Origin of the sequence: Pseudoalteromonas sp. THAF3, assembly GCF_009363775.1 — a bacterium.
In the GTDB taxonomy this organism is placed as follows: Bacteria; Pseudomonadota; Gammaproteobacteria; order Enterobacterales; family Alteromonadaceae; genus Pseudoalteromonas; species Pseudoalteromonas ruthenica.
Window position 1 is genome coordinate 400,035 of record NZ_CP045418.1, and the last position, 15,391, is coordinate 415,425.

The following is a 15,391-nucleotide window of genomic DNA, read 5'->3' on the forward strand; positions in this document are numbered from 1 at the left end:
ACAGAACAAAGAGCACAAAAATGGAAAATTTAGCAAACAACAACAGGGTTAATGCACACACGGCGGATGCCACTGCGCGGGCTATTTTAGAACTCATTTTTGCCCAGCGGCGGCTGCTACCGATTGAGCAAGATGTGGCGTTTGACGAGCAAATAGCCGGTCATTATGAAAAGGTGTTGGATTTTGTTCACCGCCAGCAGCCCATCAATATGGTGCTGCCAGCCTTTCCGGCAAAATCACCCAATCGCAACAAAACCTTGGGCTATCTGCCAGATAAAGGAGAGTTTTTTGCATTTGAGCGGCTGGTGCAATTATGTCAGCAAATTGAGGAGGTTTATGAGCCGGGTGCAAAAGTAACAATTTGCTCGGATGGGCGCGTTTTCGCCGATATTATCCATGTCAGCGACGCCCATGTCAGTGAGTATGTAAACGGCTTGCGTCGTTTTGCCAATCAACATTATCCAGATTATTTCGACTTCTTTAACCTCGAAGATGTATATGACAAGGTCAATGACTTTGCGGTATTGCGTGAGGAGCTGATGATTGAATACGGTGAAACGCTAAAATCTCTGCGTCAGCGCATTAAAACAGAGAAAGAAGCCAGCACCATGTACAAGGGCATTACCCGTTTCATGTTAGAAGATTTCTCGGGTATCGAAAAGTTTTCTCAACATAGCCGCACAGCGCTGCAAAAGGTTGCTAAAACCGCCGCTTACCGTGTTATTCAGCGCAGTAATGCGTGGGGGCGATTGTTGAAACAGGAGTTGCCTCAGGCGCTGCGATTATCGATTCACCCGCAGTATCTGGTTTCTGAGAAAATCGGCATTTCACTGGTATCACAAAACGACGTGTGGACAACGCCTTGGCACTCAGTACTCGTTAAAGATGGCGACGAGCACAGTTTGATGCCTCGGGAGCAAGCCGAGCAGCTGGGTTGTGTCTTAGTGTTCATTAATGGCCAAGCCAGCCACTATGAGCGTATGCACAGAGAGCCACAGTTATGATCAGCGAACAGGTCTCACCGGCGTGCTTCACGATTGACGCACGAGAAAGCGGTGCTAAGAAACTAGCACATTTAAACATTGCCGAACTTGAGCAAGTGATCTTGAACCAAGGTATGGTGCTGCTGCGTGGCTTTGACCCCAGCAGCGATGAGCAAATGGTGGCCTTTGCGAAAAAGCTGGGGCCGCTGCTGGCGTGGGATTTTGGCTATGTGCTGGATTTAAAAATAAACCAACAGCCGCAAAATCATATTTTTAGTCAAGGAAAGGTTGAGCTGCATTGGGATGGTGCCTTTGCAGGGGCAACGCCGCGATTTAACTTCTTTCAGTGTCTACAAAGTAGTGCCATGAGTGGTGGCGGTGAAACCACCTTTGTGAATACCTGTAGGTTGCTTGAGAGCTGTTCATCCCAGCAGTTGCAGCAGTATCAAGATAAGGTGATCCGCTATTTTGCTGAGAAAAAAGCGCATTATGGTGGGGCTATTGAGGAGCCACTGATTAGCCCGCATCCAGCGACTAAACGTCAGCGAATGCGCTTTATTGAACCCTTCAATGAGGATAATATGGCCGTTAATCCAGTGGAGACCCAGGTGCAGGGCATGTCCTCGTCGCAAGGTGACGCTTTTTTGCGTGAGCTGATAGCTCACCTATATGGCAGCGATAGCTTCTACGCCCATCAGTGGACACAAGGCGATTACTTGCTGGTGGATAACCATGCCATGTTGCATGGTCGCCACCGCTTTCAAGGTGAAGGGTTAACGCGACACCTTAAGCGTGTTCATATTTTGTAACGAGCAACCAATAACGATGAAAAGAGCTTATCTTTACCCCACTTTACTGACGCTATTTTTTATAGCGTGGAGTTCAGCATTTGCGACGCAGTTCAGTGTCACTGATGCTGTGCATAACTGGGGAACATCGTTGACTATGGTATTAGGATCCTTTGTCGCAGGTGCGACGCCCTTAGGTGGCGGAGCTGTTGCTTTTCCGGTCTTCACTAAGTTATTCGGGTTTGAAGCACACAGCGCAAAGGTCTTCTCATTGGCGATTCAGTCTGTGGGAATGACCTTTGCCACCATTTTTTTTGTTTCTCGCGGGGTCCGCATATATTGGTCACTGCTGGCGCGATTAATGCCCTTTGCGTTATTTGGTTTAGCGTGTGGGTTTTCATTATCGGTTGACGGTGAACCTCTTAAGATCACCTTTAGTTTCTTGCTATTGGCTTGTAGTTACTTATTGATGCAGCGCTGTGATACGCGGTTGCTGCAGTGGCGAAACAGCTGGTCGCTGTATCTTATCGCCACACTGGGCGGGTTACTCTCGGCATATATTGGCGCCGGAGCTGATACCTTGCTGTTTTTCTACCTGGTATTGCGGCAAAAGTTCGATGCTAAAGCACTGATCCCAACCACAGTGTGTTTTATGGCGATACTTTCTGTGACTGGCAGTGTACTGCTCATTTTACAAGGGCAGCTAAGCGGCGCTCATGTGGCCTTTGAACCGTGGTTTTTCGCCGCTCCCGTGGTCGCCATAGGCGCACCGCTAGGAGGGTATGTAATGAGTAAAATCAACGAAAAGTACGTATTACGCTTTATTTATGCGTTGATATTCATTGAAGTGTGCTCAACGGTGGTGATATTACAATTTTCGCTGGTATTGAAGGTGCTATTGGTGGCGGCAACGCTCGCGGTGGTTGTACTTGCATTGCGCCAACGCGGGGGCATTCTCCCTGAGCGGTGGGTGAAGGCAAAAGGCGCTTAACGCGCCGCGAGCAATGTCTCGACCTCTCCAAGGTGGGTGATGATTTTATCCGGATTAGCATCGGCGATATCCAACCCGTGGTTGTAGCCATAATTAACGCAGATCACCGGGCAGCCGGCGTTTCTGGCGGTTGCCACATCATTTTTTGAATCTCCCACATATATGCCTTCGCTAATATCAAGACTGAGATTATTTAAGGCACTAAACAGCATGGCTGGGTCTGGCTTGCGCTGGGGCAGAGTGTCACCACAGACAATGGCATCAAAGTAATCGGCAATGCCCAATGCATTTACCAGAGCATGAGTGTGGCTTTCATTTTTATTAGTGACAAGTAATAACTTTAACCCTTGCTGCTGCAGTGCTTGTAGGGTCGCTTTGGCATCAACATATAAAGTCGAGGAATCGGTCACACATTGGTTGTAAGCAGCACTGACTTTCGCCGCCGCTGCGCTAACATCAATATGTGTGGCGCCCACTTTTGCTAAGGCGCGCTCGGTGGCTTTATCAATACCGTTGCCTATCCAAGTTTGCACGTCGTCCACGGCGACTTGACCGACATGGTAATGCTCCAGCGTGGTATTAATGGCAGCGCAGATATCGGCAGCGGTATTGACTAAGGTGCCGTCTAAATCAAAGCCAACCCAAGTCAGCGAGTGAGGTAATTGCATTTTAACATCCTTGTTTTAAACAGGACTTTACTGGTCTTTAAAAGTCGCCAGCAAAGTGAGTATATGTTGCAGTTTAACCACGGTTTGTTTCAACTTTTGTTCATCAAGTTGCTCGGCTTGGGAAAGTGCCTCGACATCGGCGGCCACGTCTAATACATAGGGTTTAAAGCGCTTTGCTTCAAAGTCGAATCCCGCGTCGCGATTGAACAAGGCTTGAAACTTACCATGGCCTTCTTTTTGTAGCTGATCCAGTTTTTGATCGGCGTCTAAGGCCTGACGATAGGCGAGTTTAAGGTTTTCGTTTAACTTTTCGATAATTGCGTGCATTTTTTTCTAAAGCTTTAGAGCAGATGGCCGATATGGTACGTGGATTCATTTAAAATGTCAGGTAGCGTTATGAATATATCAGGAAGTTCACTTCCCGCCATGAGTGGAGCCGATCAAGGCGCCGAGGTTTATAGCGCGGCCCTTGCTAAGAAACGACAGCAAGCCGATGGCCAGGCTGCATTGGCGTTGATTGAGTCAGCAGGTAATGTGACCAAAGCAGCGCAGAGCCCAGCCGCCTCGACTACGGCAACCTTGGGTAATAACATTAATATCCACGTGTAATAGCAAGGCAGCGCGTCGTAAATGAACCCCAAGCAACCCGCGTTAAGCGGGTTTTTTTATGGCTCTAAATGCAGATCAATGGGGGTTTTACTGCGTTCGCCACCGACCTCACGCACCAACTTTGGCACTAAAAAGCCAGGCAGTTCGCTAAGTACCTCTGTCATGATAGTGCGGGCTTCATCATCGCTTACCTCAAAATGTGCGGCGCCTTGCACTTTGTCTAATTGGTGCAGGTAGTAGGGGAGTATCCCGGCGGCAAATAAGCTCTCACTTAAGGCGATTTGCGCAGCCGCATTGGCATTGACCTCTTTCAATAACACCGCTTGATTCAACTGCGTTACTCCCGCTTGGGTCAGCTTTTTACAGGCGTGGCTAAAAACCTCATCGACCTCGTTGGCATGATTAATATGGTGCACAAAGACTATTTGTAAGGGCGATTGGGCAAAACGCTGACATAACTGCTCGGTAATGCGTGCCGGGATGGTCACCGGCAAGCGCGAGTGAATGCGTAAACGCTTAATGTTGGGGAGTTGCTCTAGCTTATCTAAAAACCATGCCAGTGCTTCGTCTTTTGCCATGAGCGGGTCGCCACCGCTGAGGATCACTTCATTGATCTCTGAATGATTACCAATGTAGGTTAGTTTATCGGCCAAAGCGGCTTTATTGAGTTGGTTATCTTGGTACGGGAAATGACGACGAAAACAATATCGGCAGTTGATTGCGCACGCGGTTTTAAACATCAACAAGACACGGGAGCGGTATTTGTGTAATAAACCTGGCTCGTTGTTATCTTGTTCTTGCAACGGGTCGACACTGTACTGCGAGTGTTGCTGAAACTCTTGTCGTCGTGGCAGCACTTGTAATAACAAGGGGTCGCGGGCGTCACCCTTGGCCATTTTGGCGATAAAGGGGCGCGGTACTCGTAGATTAAATAAGCTTTTGGCCTCACTATCTGGTTGATACGCATCGGGGGGTAAATCCAACATACTCAGCAGTTCTTCGGGGCGAGTGACTACATCGGCTAATTCTTTTTGCCAGTTTTTATGCAAATTTACTTCGATTCTTTGTATCATTGACGGATTAATTACTCGAAAAACGGTTATTAGAGGACAAGATGGCGAATTATAGCACCAACGAATTCAAGGGTGGCCTAAAATTTATGTTGGATGGCGAGCCTTGCAGCATCCTAGAAAACGAAGTGGTTAAGCCGGGTAAAGGCCAGGCATTTAACCGCGTTCGTATCCGCAAACTGATCTCAGGTAAGGTATTAGAGAAAACCTTTAAGTCAGGCGAAAGTGTGGAAGCGGCTGATGTAATGGATACCGACCTAGCTTATCTATACACAGATGGCGAATTCTGGCACTTCATGAACAACGAGACCTTTGAGCAAATCGCTGCTGATGAAAAAGCTGTAGGCGACAACGTAAAATGGCTTGTAGAAAACGATGTGTGCACCATTACTTTATGGGACGGCAACCCGATTGCTGTAACACCACCCAACTTCGTTGAACTTGAAGTAACTGAAACCGATCCAGGCCTAAAAGGCGACACGGCTGGTACCGGTGGCAAGCCTGCTACTTTAAGTACCGGTGCCGTGGTACGTGTTCCTTTGTTCATCCAAATTGGTGAAGTGATCAAGGTTGATACCCGCTCAGCTGAGTACGTGGGTCGCGTAAAATAAGCACCTTATACGTGTATATCCCAGCCCGGGCAGCCGCGCTGGGATTTTTTATGGGAGATTTTTGTGATGTGGCAGCCCAGTGCCGATATTCATACTTTGCAGCAGCGCGCTAAGCTCATTCAGCAGATTAGGCATTTCTTTTATCAACGTGATGTGATGGAGGTGGATACCCCGTCGCTAAGCAAGGCGTCAGTGAGTGATGAACACTTACATAGCTTTGCCACACGGTTTGTGGGCCAAGGCTATGCCGAGGGCTTGCCACTGTATTTACAAACCTCTCCCGAATATGCGATGAAGCGCCTTCTTGCAGCAGGCAGTGGGGCTATTTTCCAAATCTGTAAAGCCTTTCGTAACGAGGAAAATGGCCGTCATCATAACCCTGAGTTCACTATGCTTGAGTGGTATCGTCCAGGCTTTGATGAGTTTGACCTTATGGCTGAAATCGACGAATTGATGCAACAGCTACTGGATTGTGAAAAAGCCCAATATATAAGCTACCAGCAGGTGTTTATACAGGTGCTGGGTGTGGATCCGTTAACGGCAAGTTTGCGTGAATTAAAGCAGCTTGCAAGCACTCATGGCTTTGCCGATATCGCCGCGAATGAAGAAGAGGCTGACACTTTATTACAGCTGCTATTTTGCATGGTGATAGAGCCGACGATTGGCCAGCAACAGCCGTGTTTTGTGTATCACTTTCCGGCCTCGCAAGCGGCACTAGCGCGTCTTCATGAGCAAGACCCACGCGTTGCCGGGCGTTTTGAGCTGTATTACCAAGGGCAAGAGCTCGCTAATGGCTTTAATGAGCTGACCGACGCCAATGAACAGCGCCAGCGTTTTGCCAATGACAACAACAAACGTATTGCCAAAGGTCTTGAGCCCGTAGCCTTGGATGAAAACTTATTAGCAGCACTGGATGCTGGCCTACCACAATGTGCCGGAGTCGCCCTCGGAGTGGATCGTCTCGTGATGATTGCCTGCGGCAAAAAGCATATTCGCGAAGTGCTTAGTTTCGACATTGAACGCGCCTAACCTCAAATTGTTGTCGGCAAGGCTTCAGCCTTGCAAAGCTCGTGATTGGGCTAAAGCCCAACCCACAGGTTCAGGGTCGGTGTGTTGTAGGCAAGGCTCTAGCCTTGCAAAGCTCGGGATTGGGCTAAAGCCCAACCCACAGGTTCAGGGTCGATGTGTTGTAGGCAAGGCTTCAGCCTCGCAAAGCACGGGATTGGGCTAAAGCCCAACCCACAAAGTTTCAACAGGTTCGTTGTAGGCAAGGCTTCAGCCTTGCAAAGCACGGGATTGGGCTAAAAGCCTAACCTACAGGCTCAGGGTAGGTGTGTTGTAGGCAAGGCTTTAGCCTTGCAAAGCACGGGATTGGACTAAAGCCCAACCCACAAAGTTCCACTGGTTTGTTGTAGGCAAGGCTTCAGCCTTGCAATCTATAAATAAACCGAATTCCAGTACGGATATAATCGCACACTAGAGACAATCCCTTTTCGCAATGGGTTGGCAACGATGTACCTGGCTATGTGAATGCGCTGCTCATCCTCACGCAAAGCGTGGTCATAAAACCCGCTTTGCCAAACTTTACCGCGACGCTGTAATTGACGATTAACCATGGCTGCGGTGCAACCTTTTAGGTGCCGTATACAAGCGCTAAGATCGCTATGGTGCAGTAACACAAGCCCATGAAAGTGGTCTGGCATTAAGACCCAGGTTAACCATTGGCAGCCGCAAGCCTGCTCATTCGTTGTAATCGTGGTGCAAAATAGCTGTGCTAGTTTCGCAGAGGCAAAAAATGGTGTGCGTTTGTAACAACAAAAAGTAATAAAATACTCGCGGTGAATTTGCGAATAACGTCCTTTTAATAAATCACTATAAGGCATATTCAGCTCCTTTGAATATGGTGGACATTCAATTATAGCTCGAGAGTTACAAGGTTGCCTGTGTTGGGATGAAGGTGCTATTGGGCTAAAGCCCAACCTACAGGTTCAGGATCGGTGTGTTGTAGGCAAGGTTTCAGCCTTGCAAAGCTAAGGATTGGGCTAAAGCCCAACCTACAAGTTCAGGGTCGGTGTGTTGTAGGCAAGGCTCTAGCCTTGCAAAACGCGTGATTGGGCTAAAGCCCAACCTACAAGTTCAGGGTCGGTGTGTTGTAGACAAGGCTTCAGCCTTGCAAAGCAAGGGATTGGGCTAAAGCCCAACCTACAGGTGTAGGTTGGTGTGTTGTAGGCAAGGCTTCAGCCTTGCAAAGCTCGGGATTGGGCTAAAGCCCAACCCACAGGTTCAGGGTCGGTGTGTTGTAGGCAAGGCTTCAGCCTTGCAAAGCTCGGGATTGGGCTAAAGCTCAACCTACAAGTTCAGGGTCGGTGTATTGTAGGCAAGGCTTTAGCCTTGCAAAGCACGGGATTGGGCTAAAGCCCAACCTACAGTTTCAGGGTAGGTGTGTTGTAGGCAAGACTTTAGCCTTGCAAGCTATTGGGCACAATATTGGCGTAATACGGAATAAAAAAGCGCTGATAGCTGTTTGATTTAAATAAGGAATACAAATGAGAAAGAAAAGAATGGGGCGACTGATGGGACTTGAACCCACGACAACCGGAATCACAATCCAGGGCTCTACCAACTGAGCTACAGCCGCCACAAAGGGGATACACCACCTCGTGATGTGTGGCGCGCATAATACATAGTTTCCGCCACCTTGTGAAGTGTAAATTTAAGATAATTATTCGTTCGCTGCAAATTTGTTCAGTGAACACAATGAAAGCCGCTTAACCACGGAGTATTACAGCACGAAAAGCATATGCTAGGCTTATTGTTGCTTGAGTTGCACTAATGTTCAGTTGGCGTTTAGGTTCGGCTTGAGAAAATAATAGATTAGGTACTTTACGGCGCATAGGTACAAAGCATAAAGTTGTAAGGTGTCATGGGCTATCAGCATATAATTAGGAGCGCTAATGGAAGCAATAACAAACTGGCTGTCGGAAAACTCCGGACTGCTCACTCACTACGCCATTCAATTTGTTTTGGCACTGATTGTCTTTTTGGTCGGTATGCGCCTTGCTAAGTGGTGTAGCAAGCTGACTGAAAAAGGTTTTGCCAAGCGTAAGGTAGACAAAGCGGTTGGCTCATTCTGTGGCAACATCATTTATGCCTTGGTGTTCATCGCTACTATTTTAATGGCGCTATCACAAGTAGGTGTTGAGACCACTTCCTTTATTGCTATTCTAGGTGCGGCGGGCTTGGCCGTAGGTCTGGCATTGCAAGGGTCGCTTTCTAATTTTGCCTCGGGTGTGCTGATCATTATTTTGCGTCCATTTAAATCAGGTGACTACATCGAAGCAGGCGGTAAAGCAGGAAGCGTTCGTAAAATTGAAATCTTCTCTACCGAGCTCAATACACCAGACAATAAAATTATCGTGATGCCTAATTCATCGATTATGTCTGGCGCCATAGTAAACTACTCACGTGAGAAAACGCGTCGTATCGACTTGGTTATTGGCGTGAGCTACGATGCCGACCTTAAAAAGACCAAAGAAGTTTTAAAATCAGTGCTTGATGCTGAATCAAGGCTGTTAAAAGAGCCAGAATACACGGTGGCCGTGAACGAACTGGCTGATTCAAGTGTGAACTTTGTGGTTCGCCCTTGGGTAAACACCGTTGACTATTGGCCAACGTATTTTGATTTGATGGAAAACATCAAAATTGCATTAGATGACAACGACATCGGTATTCCATATCCACAAATGGATGTGCATTTACATAAAACCAGCGAATAAACTAGGGGAACCGCGCTGACATGAAATTGAAGTATTTATCTGTTCTCGTTGCTGCAGGCGTAGCAACGAGCGCTGTGGCTAGCGAAAAAAAGACTTGGGAAGCCAACGCTGAGCTAGGTGCCATTATCACCAGTGGTAATACCGAAACAACTACATTCAAGGGCGCTTTAAACGTAAAGCACAACCTTGAAAACTGGAATAACGAGTACAAGCTCGACGGCATCTATAAAGAAGACGAAGTCGAGAAAGACAACGGTACTAAAGTAACTGAGCGCACTAACGAAAAGTATTTTGCATCGGCGCAGGGTAACTACAAGCTCAACGAGGAAAACGCGCACTTATTCGTGTACGGCTCCTACTTAAGTGACTACTTTGGCGCTTACCGCCAAGAAGCAGTGGTCTCTGGCGGTTACGGTTTGCGTTTGCTCGATACCGACACCATGGTGCTCAATGCGGAAATTGGTCCGGGTTATAAGTATTTCCAATACCCAGACGATAGCACCGAAGTAGGCGATGACGGTGAGTTACTGGCTGACGAGTGGGAAGGTGAAGTGATCGCCCTAGCAAAGGCTGATTACACTTGGCAAATCTCCGAGGGTGCCAAATTTACTCAGCTAGTTGCGATGGAATACGGTAGTACCAACACTAAAACCCGTTCAGAAACAGCGCTATTAACTAAAATTAATGGCTCTTTGCAAATGAAAGTGGGCTTTAACGTCACTCATAACTCCGATGTGGCGGATGACAAAGAAAACACTGACACCGAAACCGCGTTAACCTTGGTGTATAACTTTTAACAAGGCGTGAGTTCACATACATACAGTGAGCACTTAATCATGTTCACTGTATGCATCTTCAATCGTTTTCTTGAACTTCTCGTATAGGTTATCCCGAGAAAACTGTCCGTGACTCAGATCTTGACAAGCTTTCACCGCGCTTGTGTATTTTTCTGAGTTGGCTAAGAAGGATTCAATTTTATCCACTGAGTCTTTCAAATCATTGTTCAGTACTAAACCACAACCAGACTCCTCTATGAAGTCTTTTTGCCAACCTGCATAATTAATGGCAATAGGAGTCTGCGAAGCTAAAGCATCAAAGAGCTTGTTCGCTGAGTTGTTCCACATCTCAGGTACAGGGCCAAACAAGCTCAAGCTCAGATCCGCCGCAGAATATAGCTTTATCACTTCTTGTTTCGCGATAGGGTCTAAGATGTATAAGTTATTTTCATAAACTCCCAGCTCTTTAGCTTTTGCAATAACATCGGCTTTACACATCCCGTTGCCAATGGCAACAAAGCATAAATCATCATAGGAACGAGCCGCATGGGCTAAATGGGCGATATATTCAACATCATTTATAAGACCAAAGGTGCCTGCGTAGATGATAAGCTTGCGTTCACCAACAAAACTTAACTTTTGCTGCTTATAAGCTACACCTTCTTGATTGGGAATATTAAATAATGAAACGTCGCAACTATTTGGAATGCAGGTCGTTTTTGATTCTGGGTAGCCAGTTCGCACTATGCCTGCTTGCATACCAGGAGAAAGCGCGACGACTCTTCTAGAGTTTCGATAAATACAAGCTTCAAACCACTTAAGTAGCTTAATAAGTAGTGGATTTTTAATAACACCTACGGCAACTGGTAGCTCAGGCCACAAGTCTCTGACCTCAAAAACCAAAGGGAGCTTTTTGAGCTTTTTCAAAAGAAGTGCAGGTAAGCCTATGGTGAGTGGAGTGCTAGTAGCAAAAACGAGATCAGTTTTTATAGAAAAACTCTTAAAAATTGAAACGCTGGAAAAGCGTAAAAATTTGAGAATTCGCGCTACAAAACTGTCTGTATTGGAGTAAGGCAAGTGATAAACATGTAATTTAATACCCTCTATATGTAACTCGTTCCATCCTCGCTTAAATTCGTATACCTCATTTAAGAAGGCCGAGGAAGTAACAAACTCTACGGTATAGCCATCTTGAACTAACCTACGAGCCATCTCATAAGATCGTGTTCCACCGTTACTTTTTGGAGTAGCGAAGTATTGGTGAAGATATAAAATGTGCATAATTTAGAGGGGAATTTACAAGAATAACGGGGGATTATACCCTAACGGTGAAAAGTCTCTACCTTAGGTAACAATTAAGGTTTTCAAAATTACATAACTTTAGATACAATCCTTTGCCGGTTTTGCGCCACACATGATGGGAGAGTAATGTGTATCGATTGTTAAGTAGCTTTTTTGTAGTTTTCCTCGTTCTGAGTTCTTTTAATGTTTCTCAGGCAGCGCCTCAGATCAGTCAGTCTCAATTGGAGATGTTTAAAAAGCTGCCAAAGTCTCAGCAAGAAGCACTAGCAAAAAAGTACGGTGTTGATATAGACACCATACTTTCTCCTGGGCAAAACAAAGATCAAGGCACCAAAGAATTCGATTATACGCCTCACCAAAAACAGACAGAGCAAGAATCGGAAACCAGCCTCTTCCCTGAAGACGATTATTACAAACCGGAAGAGTTAGAACTTAAGCGATTTGGAGAAGAGTTCTTTCAGCCGGATATTTCTAATATTACAACGGCCACCGTACAATCTTCTCCTAACGATTACCTTATCTCTATAGGTGATGAGCTCTCTATTACGCTTTTTGGTAAACAGAATGAGCAACACTCCGTCGTTGTTGACAACAATGGTTCAGTGGTTGTTCCTAGCTTAGAGCCGATTAACGTAATCGGGTTATCGTTAGCTGAAGTTAAAGAGTTGGTGGCACAGCAGGTTGAAACCCAGCTTATCGGTGTTAAGTCTCTTGTTTCAATATCTCAGTTACAACCCATCAAGGTATACATCTCCGGTGAAGTTGTAAAACCCGGTCCCTACGTTTTGCCTCCGTTATCGACAATTAGTACAGCAATTAGTTTTGCTGGCGGCATCAGTGAAGTTGGCTCCTACAGAGAAGTATCGGTAAAACGTAACGGCGAATTAGTCGCTGAGTTTGACTTGTATGACTTATTGGTTGAAGGCTCGAATGCAGACGATATCACTTTACGTACAGGCGACGTGGTTTTAGTACCAACGGTTAAGAAACTTGTAAACGTTGAGGGGAGTATCAAAAGAGAGGCGATATATGAGCTTAGCTCGGGTGAAACCTTGGCTGATGCAATCGCTTATGCTGGTGGCTTCTCTCACCAAGCCTATACTGACTCAATACGCATACATAGTTCTAGTGGTTCTGGTTCAAAGGTGATTAAAAATGTAGCCAGAAAAAACTTAGGGAAATTTGAACTAGCTGATGGAGATCAGGTTTTTGTCCCAGAGAAAACAGATAAAGCGTCAAATTCTATCTATCTCATCGGTGCATCTTCAAGACCCGGTCAATATCAATGGTATGAGGGAATCAGATTATCAGACTTGCTAGGAGACCCTAATATTAGTCTTCTTCCCAATGCTGACCTCAATTATGGTTTGGTTGTGCGTTCTCAAGACAATGGCAATGTCGTTATTAAGCAGTTCTCACCTATCAATATATTAGATAGTGACGAGCAGAATCACGAACTGAAACCCCATGATCAAGTTGTTATATTTAGTAGCTTTGAGTTGAAGCAGCAAGAACTTGCACAGTTACGCAAAAAGGCGTTAACAAAACAAGAACTCAAGAATTTACAGAATCGACTGCGTTGGGATGAGTATAAGCAATACAAGTTTGAACAATACACTGCTAAGAAAGAGCAGGCGACTTTTGGCGAAGAGCTAGAAGTTACTTCTAAAAAACTATCAAAACAAGATTTAGAAGTATTTGTAACCAACAAATATCCTATCTATTTAAGCTCGTTGCAAGAAGACGTAAATGAATTCAATTCTGTCGATGAAGCAAAGGAATTTATAGAAAATGAGCTGACTGTGTTCAGCCGTTCTAAGCTGCTTTCTCCTATTTTAGACAAGCTAGCTACACAGGGGGGTCAAGGACAACCTGCAAGCATCGTCGAAATCTCGGGTAGTGTGAAGTACCCAGGTTTATACCCTATTTCTGAAAGCGCCACAGTAAAAGATGTTGTGAAGGCAGCTGGGGGGTTACTAGAGGGGACGTACCTTGAGCAAGCCGAGATCACAAGAATTCAAACCGCAGGCAAAGTCAATGTTGAAAACGTAACCTTTTCGCTGAAAAACGCATTGTCGTCTAAAGCTTCAGACTATGAGCTTCAGGGACGAGATTATATCAACATTTTCAAAGCGCCAAACTGGCAAGAAAACCAAGTTGTAGAACTAGTCGGAGAGGTTTTACTACCGGGTAAATATACTATAAAGCGCGGGGAAACTCTTAAGAGTGTCATTGAGAGAGCGGGCGGATTTACAGAATATGCGCAACCTAATGCCGCAGTGTTTACTCGAGAATCACTCAAAGAGCAAGAGCAAAAGTATCTTCAGGACTTATCTGAGGCCCTTCGCCGCGAGGTGATTACTAATAACCTAAATACAAGTGATAGCATACTCTCTACCGGTAGCGAGGGGCTAAATGACCTAATCCAACAACTATCAGAAACAGAAGCTGTTGGCCGTCTGATAATCGATTTAGATGAAGTGATGAGCGGGGATACTCGTCTCGTCCTTGAGAATATGGACACCTTATATGTTCCAACAGAGCGTCAATCTGTGAATGTGATTGGTGAAGTCTACGTGGCTACTTCTCACCTCTTTAAGCCGGGGTATGGAATAGATGAATACATCAACCTCAGCGGTGGTTATAAAGACAAAGCTGCTATGGAAAAAGTTTATGTAATTAAGGCCAACGGTCAGGTGGTAGTACCTGAGCAAAAGTCTTGGTTCTCGAAGGGTGGAGCTGAAGAACAAATAGCTGCAGGCGATACCATCGTGGTGCCTTTAGATAGCGCTTACAAAGATAACTTGACGCTGTGGACACAAGTAACTCAGATCGTTTATCAGTTAGGTGTTGCAGTAGCAGCAGTAGGGAGCTTGTAATGTCAGAAAGTGTGAATAAGACTTACGAGCCAGAGGAAATACATCTCCTTGATTTGCTGTCTCGCATATGGAAAGGAAAGCTGATTGTTGTTGGAGCTGCATTTTTATTCGGTGCTATCTTCGCGGTCGTAGCTATCAATACCCCTAACATGTATAAATCTTCAATGTTGCTTGCAGCAGCTGATACGGGGGAGGGAGGGGACCTCTCTTCCCTAGCGAACAAGTTTGGCGGACTAGCATCTTTGGCTGGGGTTAACCTCGGAGGTGCGCAAGGCACAGATATCGCTTTAACAGTTGAAATCCTTAAAAGTAGGGATTTTCAAATGCAATTCATAGATAAACATCAATTAGCTGTACCTATATTCGCGGTATCAGGATGGGACTATGCCTCCGATAGTTTTCTATATGACTCGGAGCTATATGACGCGGATAAGCAAGCTTGGGTTCGGGAAGTGGAGCCGCCAAAGAAACAAGAACCGAGCTTAATTGAGCTTCGCAAGTTCATGAAGGATGAATATTTAAAAGTAGATTTTGATCAAAACTCAGGCTTAGTGGAAGTAAGTTTTTCCCATTACTCGCCATACTTTGCCAAAGAAACATTGAAAAAACTCGTCGCTTTTTTAAATGACCGAACGCGTGAGAAGGATATTAAGGAAGCTCAGAAAAGTATCGATTATCTCAATGAGGTGATCGCGGACACTCGTTTGAAAGACTTAGAAAACGTTTTTTATGAGCTTATTCAGCAGCAAGAGCAAAAGAAGATGCTAGCGAATACTCGAGAAGAGTACTCCCTTAGAGTTATCGACCCACCTATTGCGCCAGAAGAGCCAGCTTATCCCAATCGCTTTGGGCTGTTGTTATTAGGGCTATTTTTGGGTGGCTTTATAGGGGCTGTGACCTCTGTATTTCGATACTCACCGAAGAAATAAGGGGTAAGT

15 protein-coding genes and 1 tRNA gene are annotated in these 15,391 nt (G+C 45.7%); 10 read left to right on the top strand and 6 right to left on the bottom strand.

The features are described 5' to 3' along the window. Positions 1–20 precede the first annotated feature (20 nt). From FIU82_RS01860 to FIU82_RS01870, 3 genes are read left to right on the top strand one after another with little or no spacing between them, the layout of a single operon-like run. Positions 21–1,004 (top strand): L-tyrosine/L-tryptophan isonitrile synthase family protein, encoded by a 984-nt coding sequence (locus FIU82_RS01860; RefSeq protein ID WP_045980399.1) that lies wholly within the window; start codon positions 21–23, stop codon positions 1,002–1,004. Then, positions 1,001–1,792, top strand: a complete 792-nt coding sequence (locus tag FIU82_RS01865) for a TauD/TfdA family dioxygenase (RefSeq protein WP_152440183.1) — start codon at positions 1,001–1,003, stop codon at positions 1,790–1,792. The genes FIU82_RS01860 and FIU82_RS01865 overlap by 4 nt, the downstream gene beginning before the upstream one ends. A gap of 16 nt (positions 1,793–1,808) precedes the next feature. Further along, entirely contained in the window at positions 1,809–2,762 is a 954-nt protein-coding gene (locus tag FIU82_RS01870; protein WP_152440184.1) for a sulfite exporter TauE/SafE family protein, read from the top strand. On the opposite strand, the gene gph is transcribed toward FIU82_RS01870, so the two are convergent. Next, on the bottom strand, positions 2,759–3,430 hold the full coding sequence (gene gph / locus FIU82_RS01875; RefSeq protein ID WP_152440185.1) for a phosphoglycolate phosphatase: 672 nt from the start codon (positions 3,428–3,430) through the stop codon (positions 2,759–2,761). The two genes, FIU82_RS01870 and gph, sit on opposite strands and share 4 nt — an antisense overlap. Positions 3,431–3,457: 27 nt before the next feature. After that, on the bottom strand, positions 3,458–3,757 hold the full coding sequence (locus FIU82_RS01880) for a hypothetical protein (protein WP_045980396.1): 300 nt from the start codon (positions 3,755–3,757) through the stop codon (positions 3,458–3,460). 69 nt (positions 3,758–3,826) lie between these two features. Here FIU82_RS01880 and FIU82_RS01885 point away from each other — a divergent pair, with 69 nt between their 5' ends. Then, positions 3,827–4,039 carry a hypothetical protein gene (locus tag FIU82_RS01885; RefSeq protein WP_130148167.1) on the top strand — a complete coding sequence of 71 codons (213 nt, stop codon included), beginning with the start codon at positions 3,827–3,829 and terminating at the stop codon, positions 4,037–4,039. Between the two features lie 56 nt (positions 4,040–4,095). Here the strand turns inward: FIU82_RS01885 and epmB are convergent, their stop codons facing one another. Next, on the bottom strand, positions 4,096–5,112 hold the full coding sequence (gene epmB, locus FIU82_RS01890) for an EF-P beta-lysylation protein EpmB (RefSeq protein ID WP_152440186.1): 1,017 nt from the start codon (positions 5,110–5,112) through the stop codon (positions 4,096–4,098). A gap of 41 nt (positions 5,113–5,153) precedes the next feature. On the opposite strand from epmB, the gene efp reads away from it, so the two are divergent. Together efp and epmA are read left to right on the top strand one after the other, a co-directional pair. Next, positions 5,154–5,720, top strand: a complete 567-nt coding sequence (gene efp, locus FIU82_RS01895) for an elongation factor P (RefSeq protein ID WP_022945989.1) — start codon at positions 5,154–5,156, stop codon at positions 5,718–5,720. A 66-nt stretch (positions 5,721–5,786) separates the two neighbouring features. Then, complete coding sequence (epmA, locus tag FIU82_RS01900; protein WP_152441441.1) at positions 5,787–6,749, top strand: elongation factor P--(R)-beta-lysine ligase; 963 nt, start codon at positions 5,787–5,789, stop codon at positions 6,747–6,749. Positions 6,750–7,156: 407 nt separating this feature from the next. Here the strand turns inward: epmA and FIU82_RS01905 are convergent, their stop codons facing one another. After that, positions 7,157–7,603, bottom strand: a complete 447-nt coding sequence (locus tag FIU82_RS01905; RefSeq protein WP_045980393.1) for a transposase — start codon at positions 7,601–7,603, stop codon at positions 7,157–7,159. A gap of 679 nt (positions 7,604–8,282) precedes the next feature. After that, a tRNA-His gene (locus FIU82_RS01910) sits at positions 8,283–8,358 on the bottom strand. A gap of 316 nt (positions 8,359–8,674) precedes the next feature. Here FIU82_RS01910 and FIU82_RS01915 point away from each other — a divergent pair. Both FIU82_RS01915 and FIU82_RS01920 read left to right on the top strand, forming a co-directional pair. Then, complete coding sequence (locus tag FIU82_RS01915) at positions 8,675–9,496, top strand: mechanosensitive ion channel domain-containing protein (protein ID WP_152440187.1); 822 nt, start codon at positions 8,675–8,677, stop codon at positions 9,494–9,496. 20 nt (positions 9,497–9,516) lie between these two features. Next, the gene (locus tag FIU82_RS01920) at positions 9,517–10,293 is read left to right on the top strand and encodes a YdiY family protein (protein WP_022945994.1); all 777 of its coding nucleotides are present in this window, start codon (positions 9,517–9,519) and stop codon (positions 10,291–10,293) included. A 33-nt stretch (positions 10,294–10,326) separates the two neighbouring features. On the opposite strand, the gene FIU82_RS01925 is transcribed toward FIU82_RS01920, so the two are convergent. Continuing rightward, entirely contained in the window at positions 10,327–11,484 is a 1,158-nt protein-coding gene (locus tag FIU82_RS01925) for a glycosyltransferase family 4 protein (RefSeq protein ID WP_238319696.1), read from the bottom strand. A 218-nt stretch (positions 11,485–11,702) separates the two neighbouring features. Between FIU82_RS01925 and FIU82_RS01930 the strand changes: the two genes are divergently transcribed. Both FIU82_RS01930 and FIU82_RS01935 read left to right on the top strand, forming a co-directional pair. Further along, a complete protein-coding gene (locus tag FIU82_RS01930; protein ID WP_045980391.1) occupies positions 11,703–14,453 on the top strand; it encodes an SLBB domain-containing protein in 2,751 nt (916 codons plus the stop codon). Next, the gene (locus FIU82_RS01935; protein WP_151173257.1) at positions 14,453–15,382 is read left to right on the top strand and encodes a Wzz/FepE/Etk N-terminal domain-containing protein; all 930 of its coding nucleotides are present in this window, start codon (positions 14,453–14,455) and stop codon (positions 15,380–15,382) included. Before FIU82_RS01930 ends, FIU82_RS01935 begins: the two co-directional genes overlap by 1 nt. Positions 15,383–15,391 lie beyond the last annotated feature (9 nt).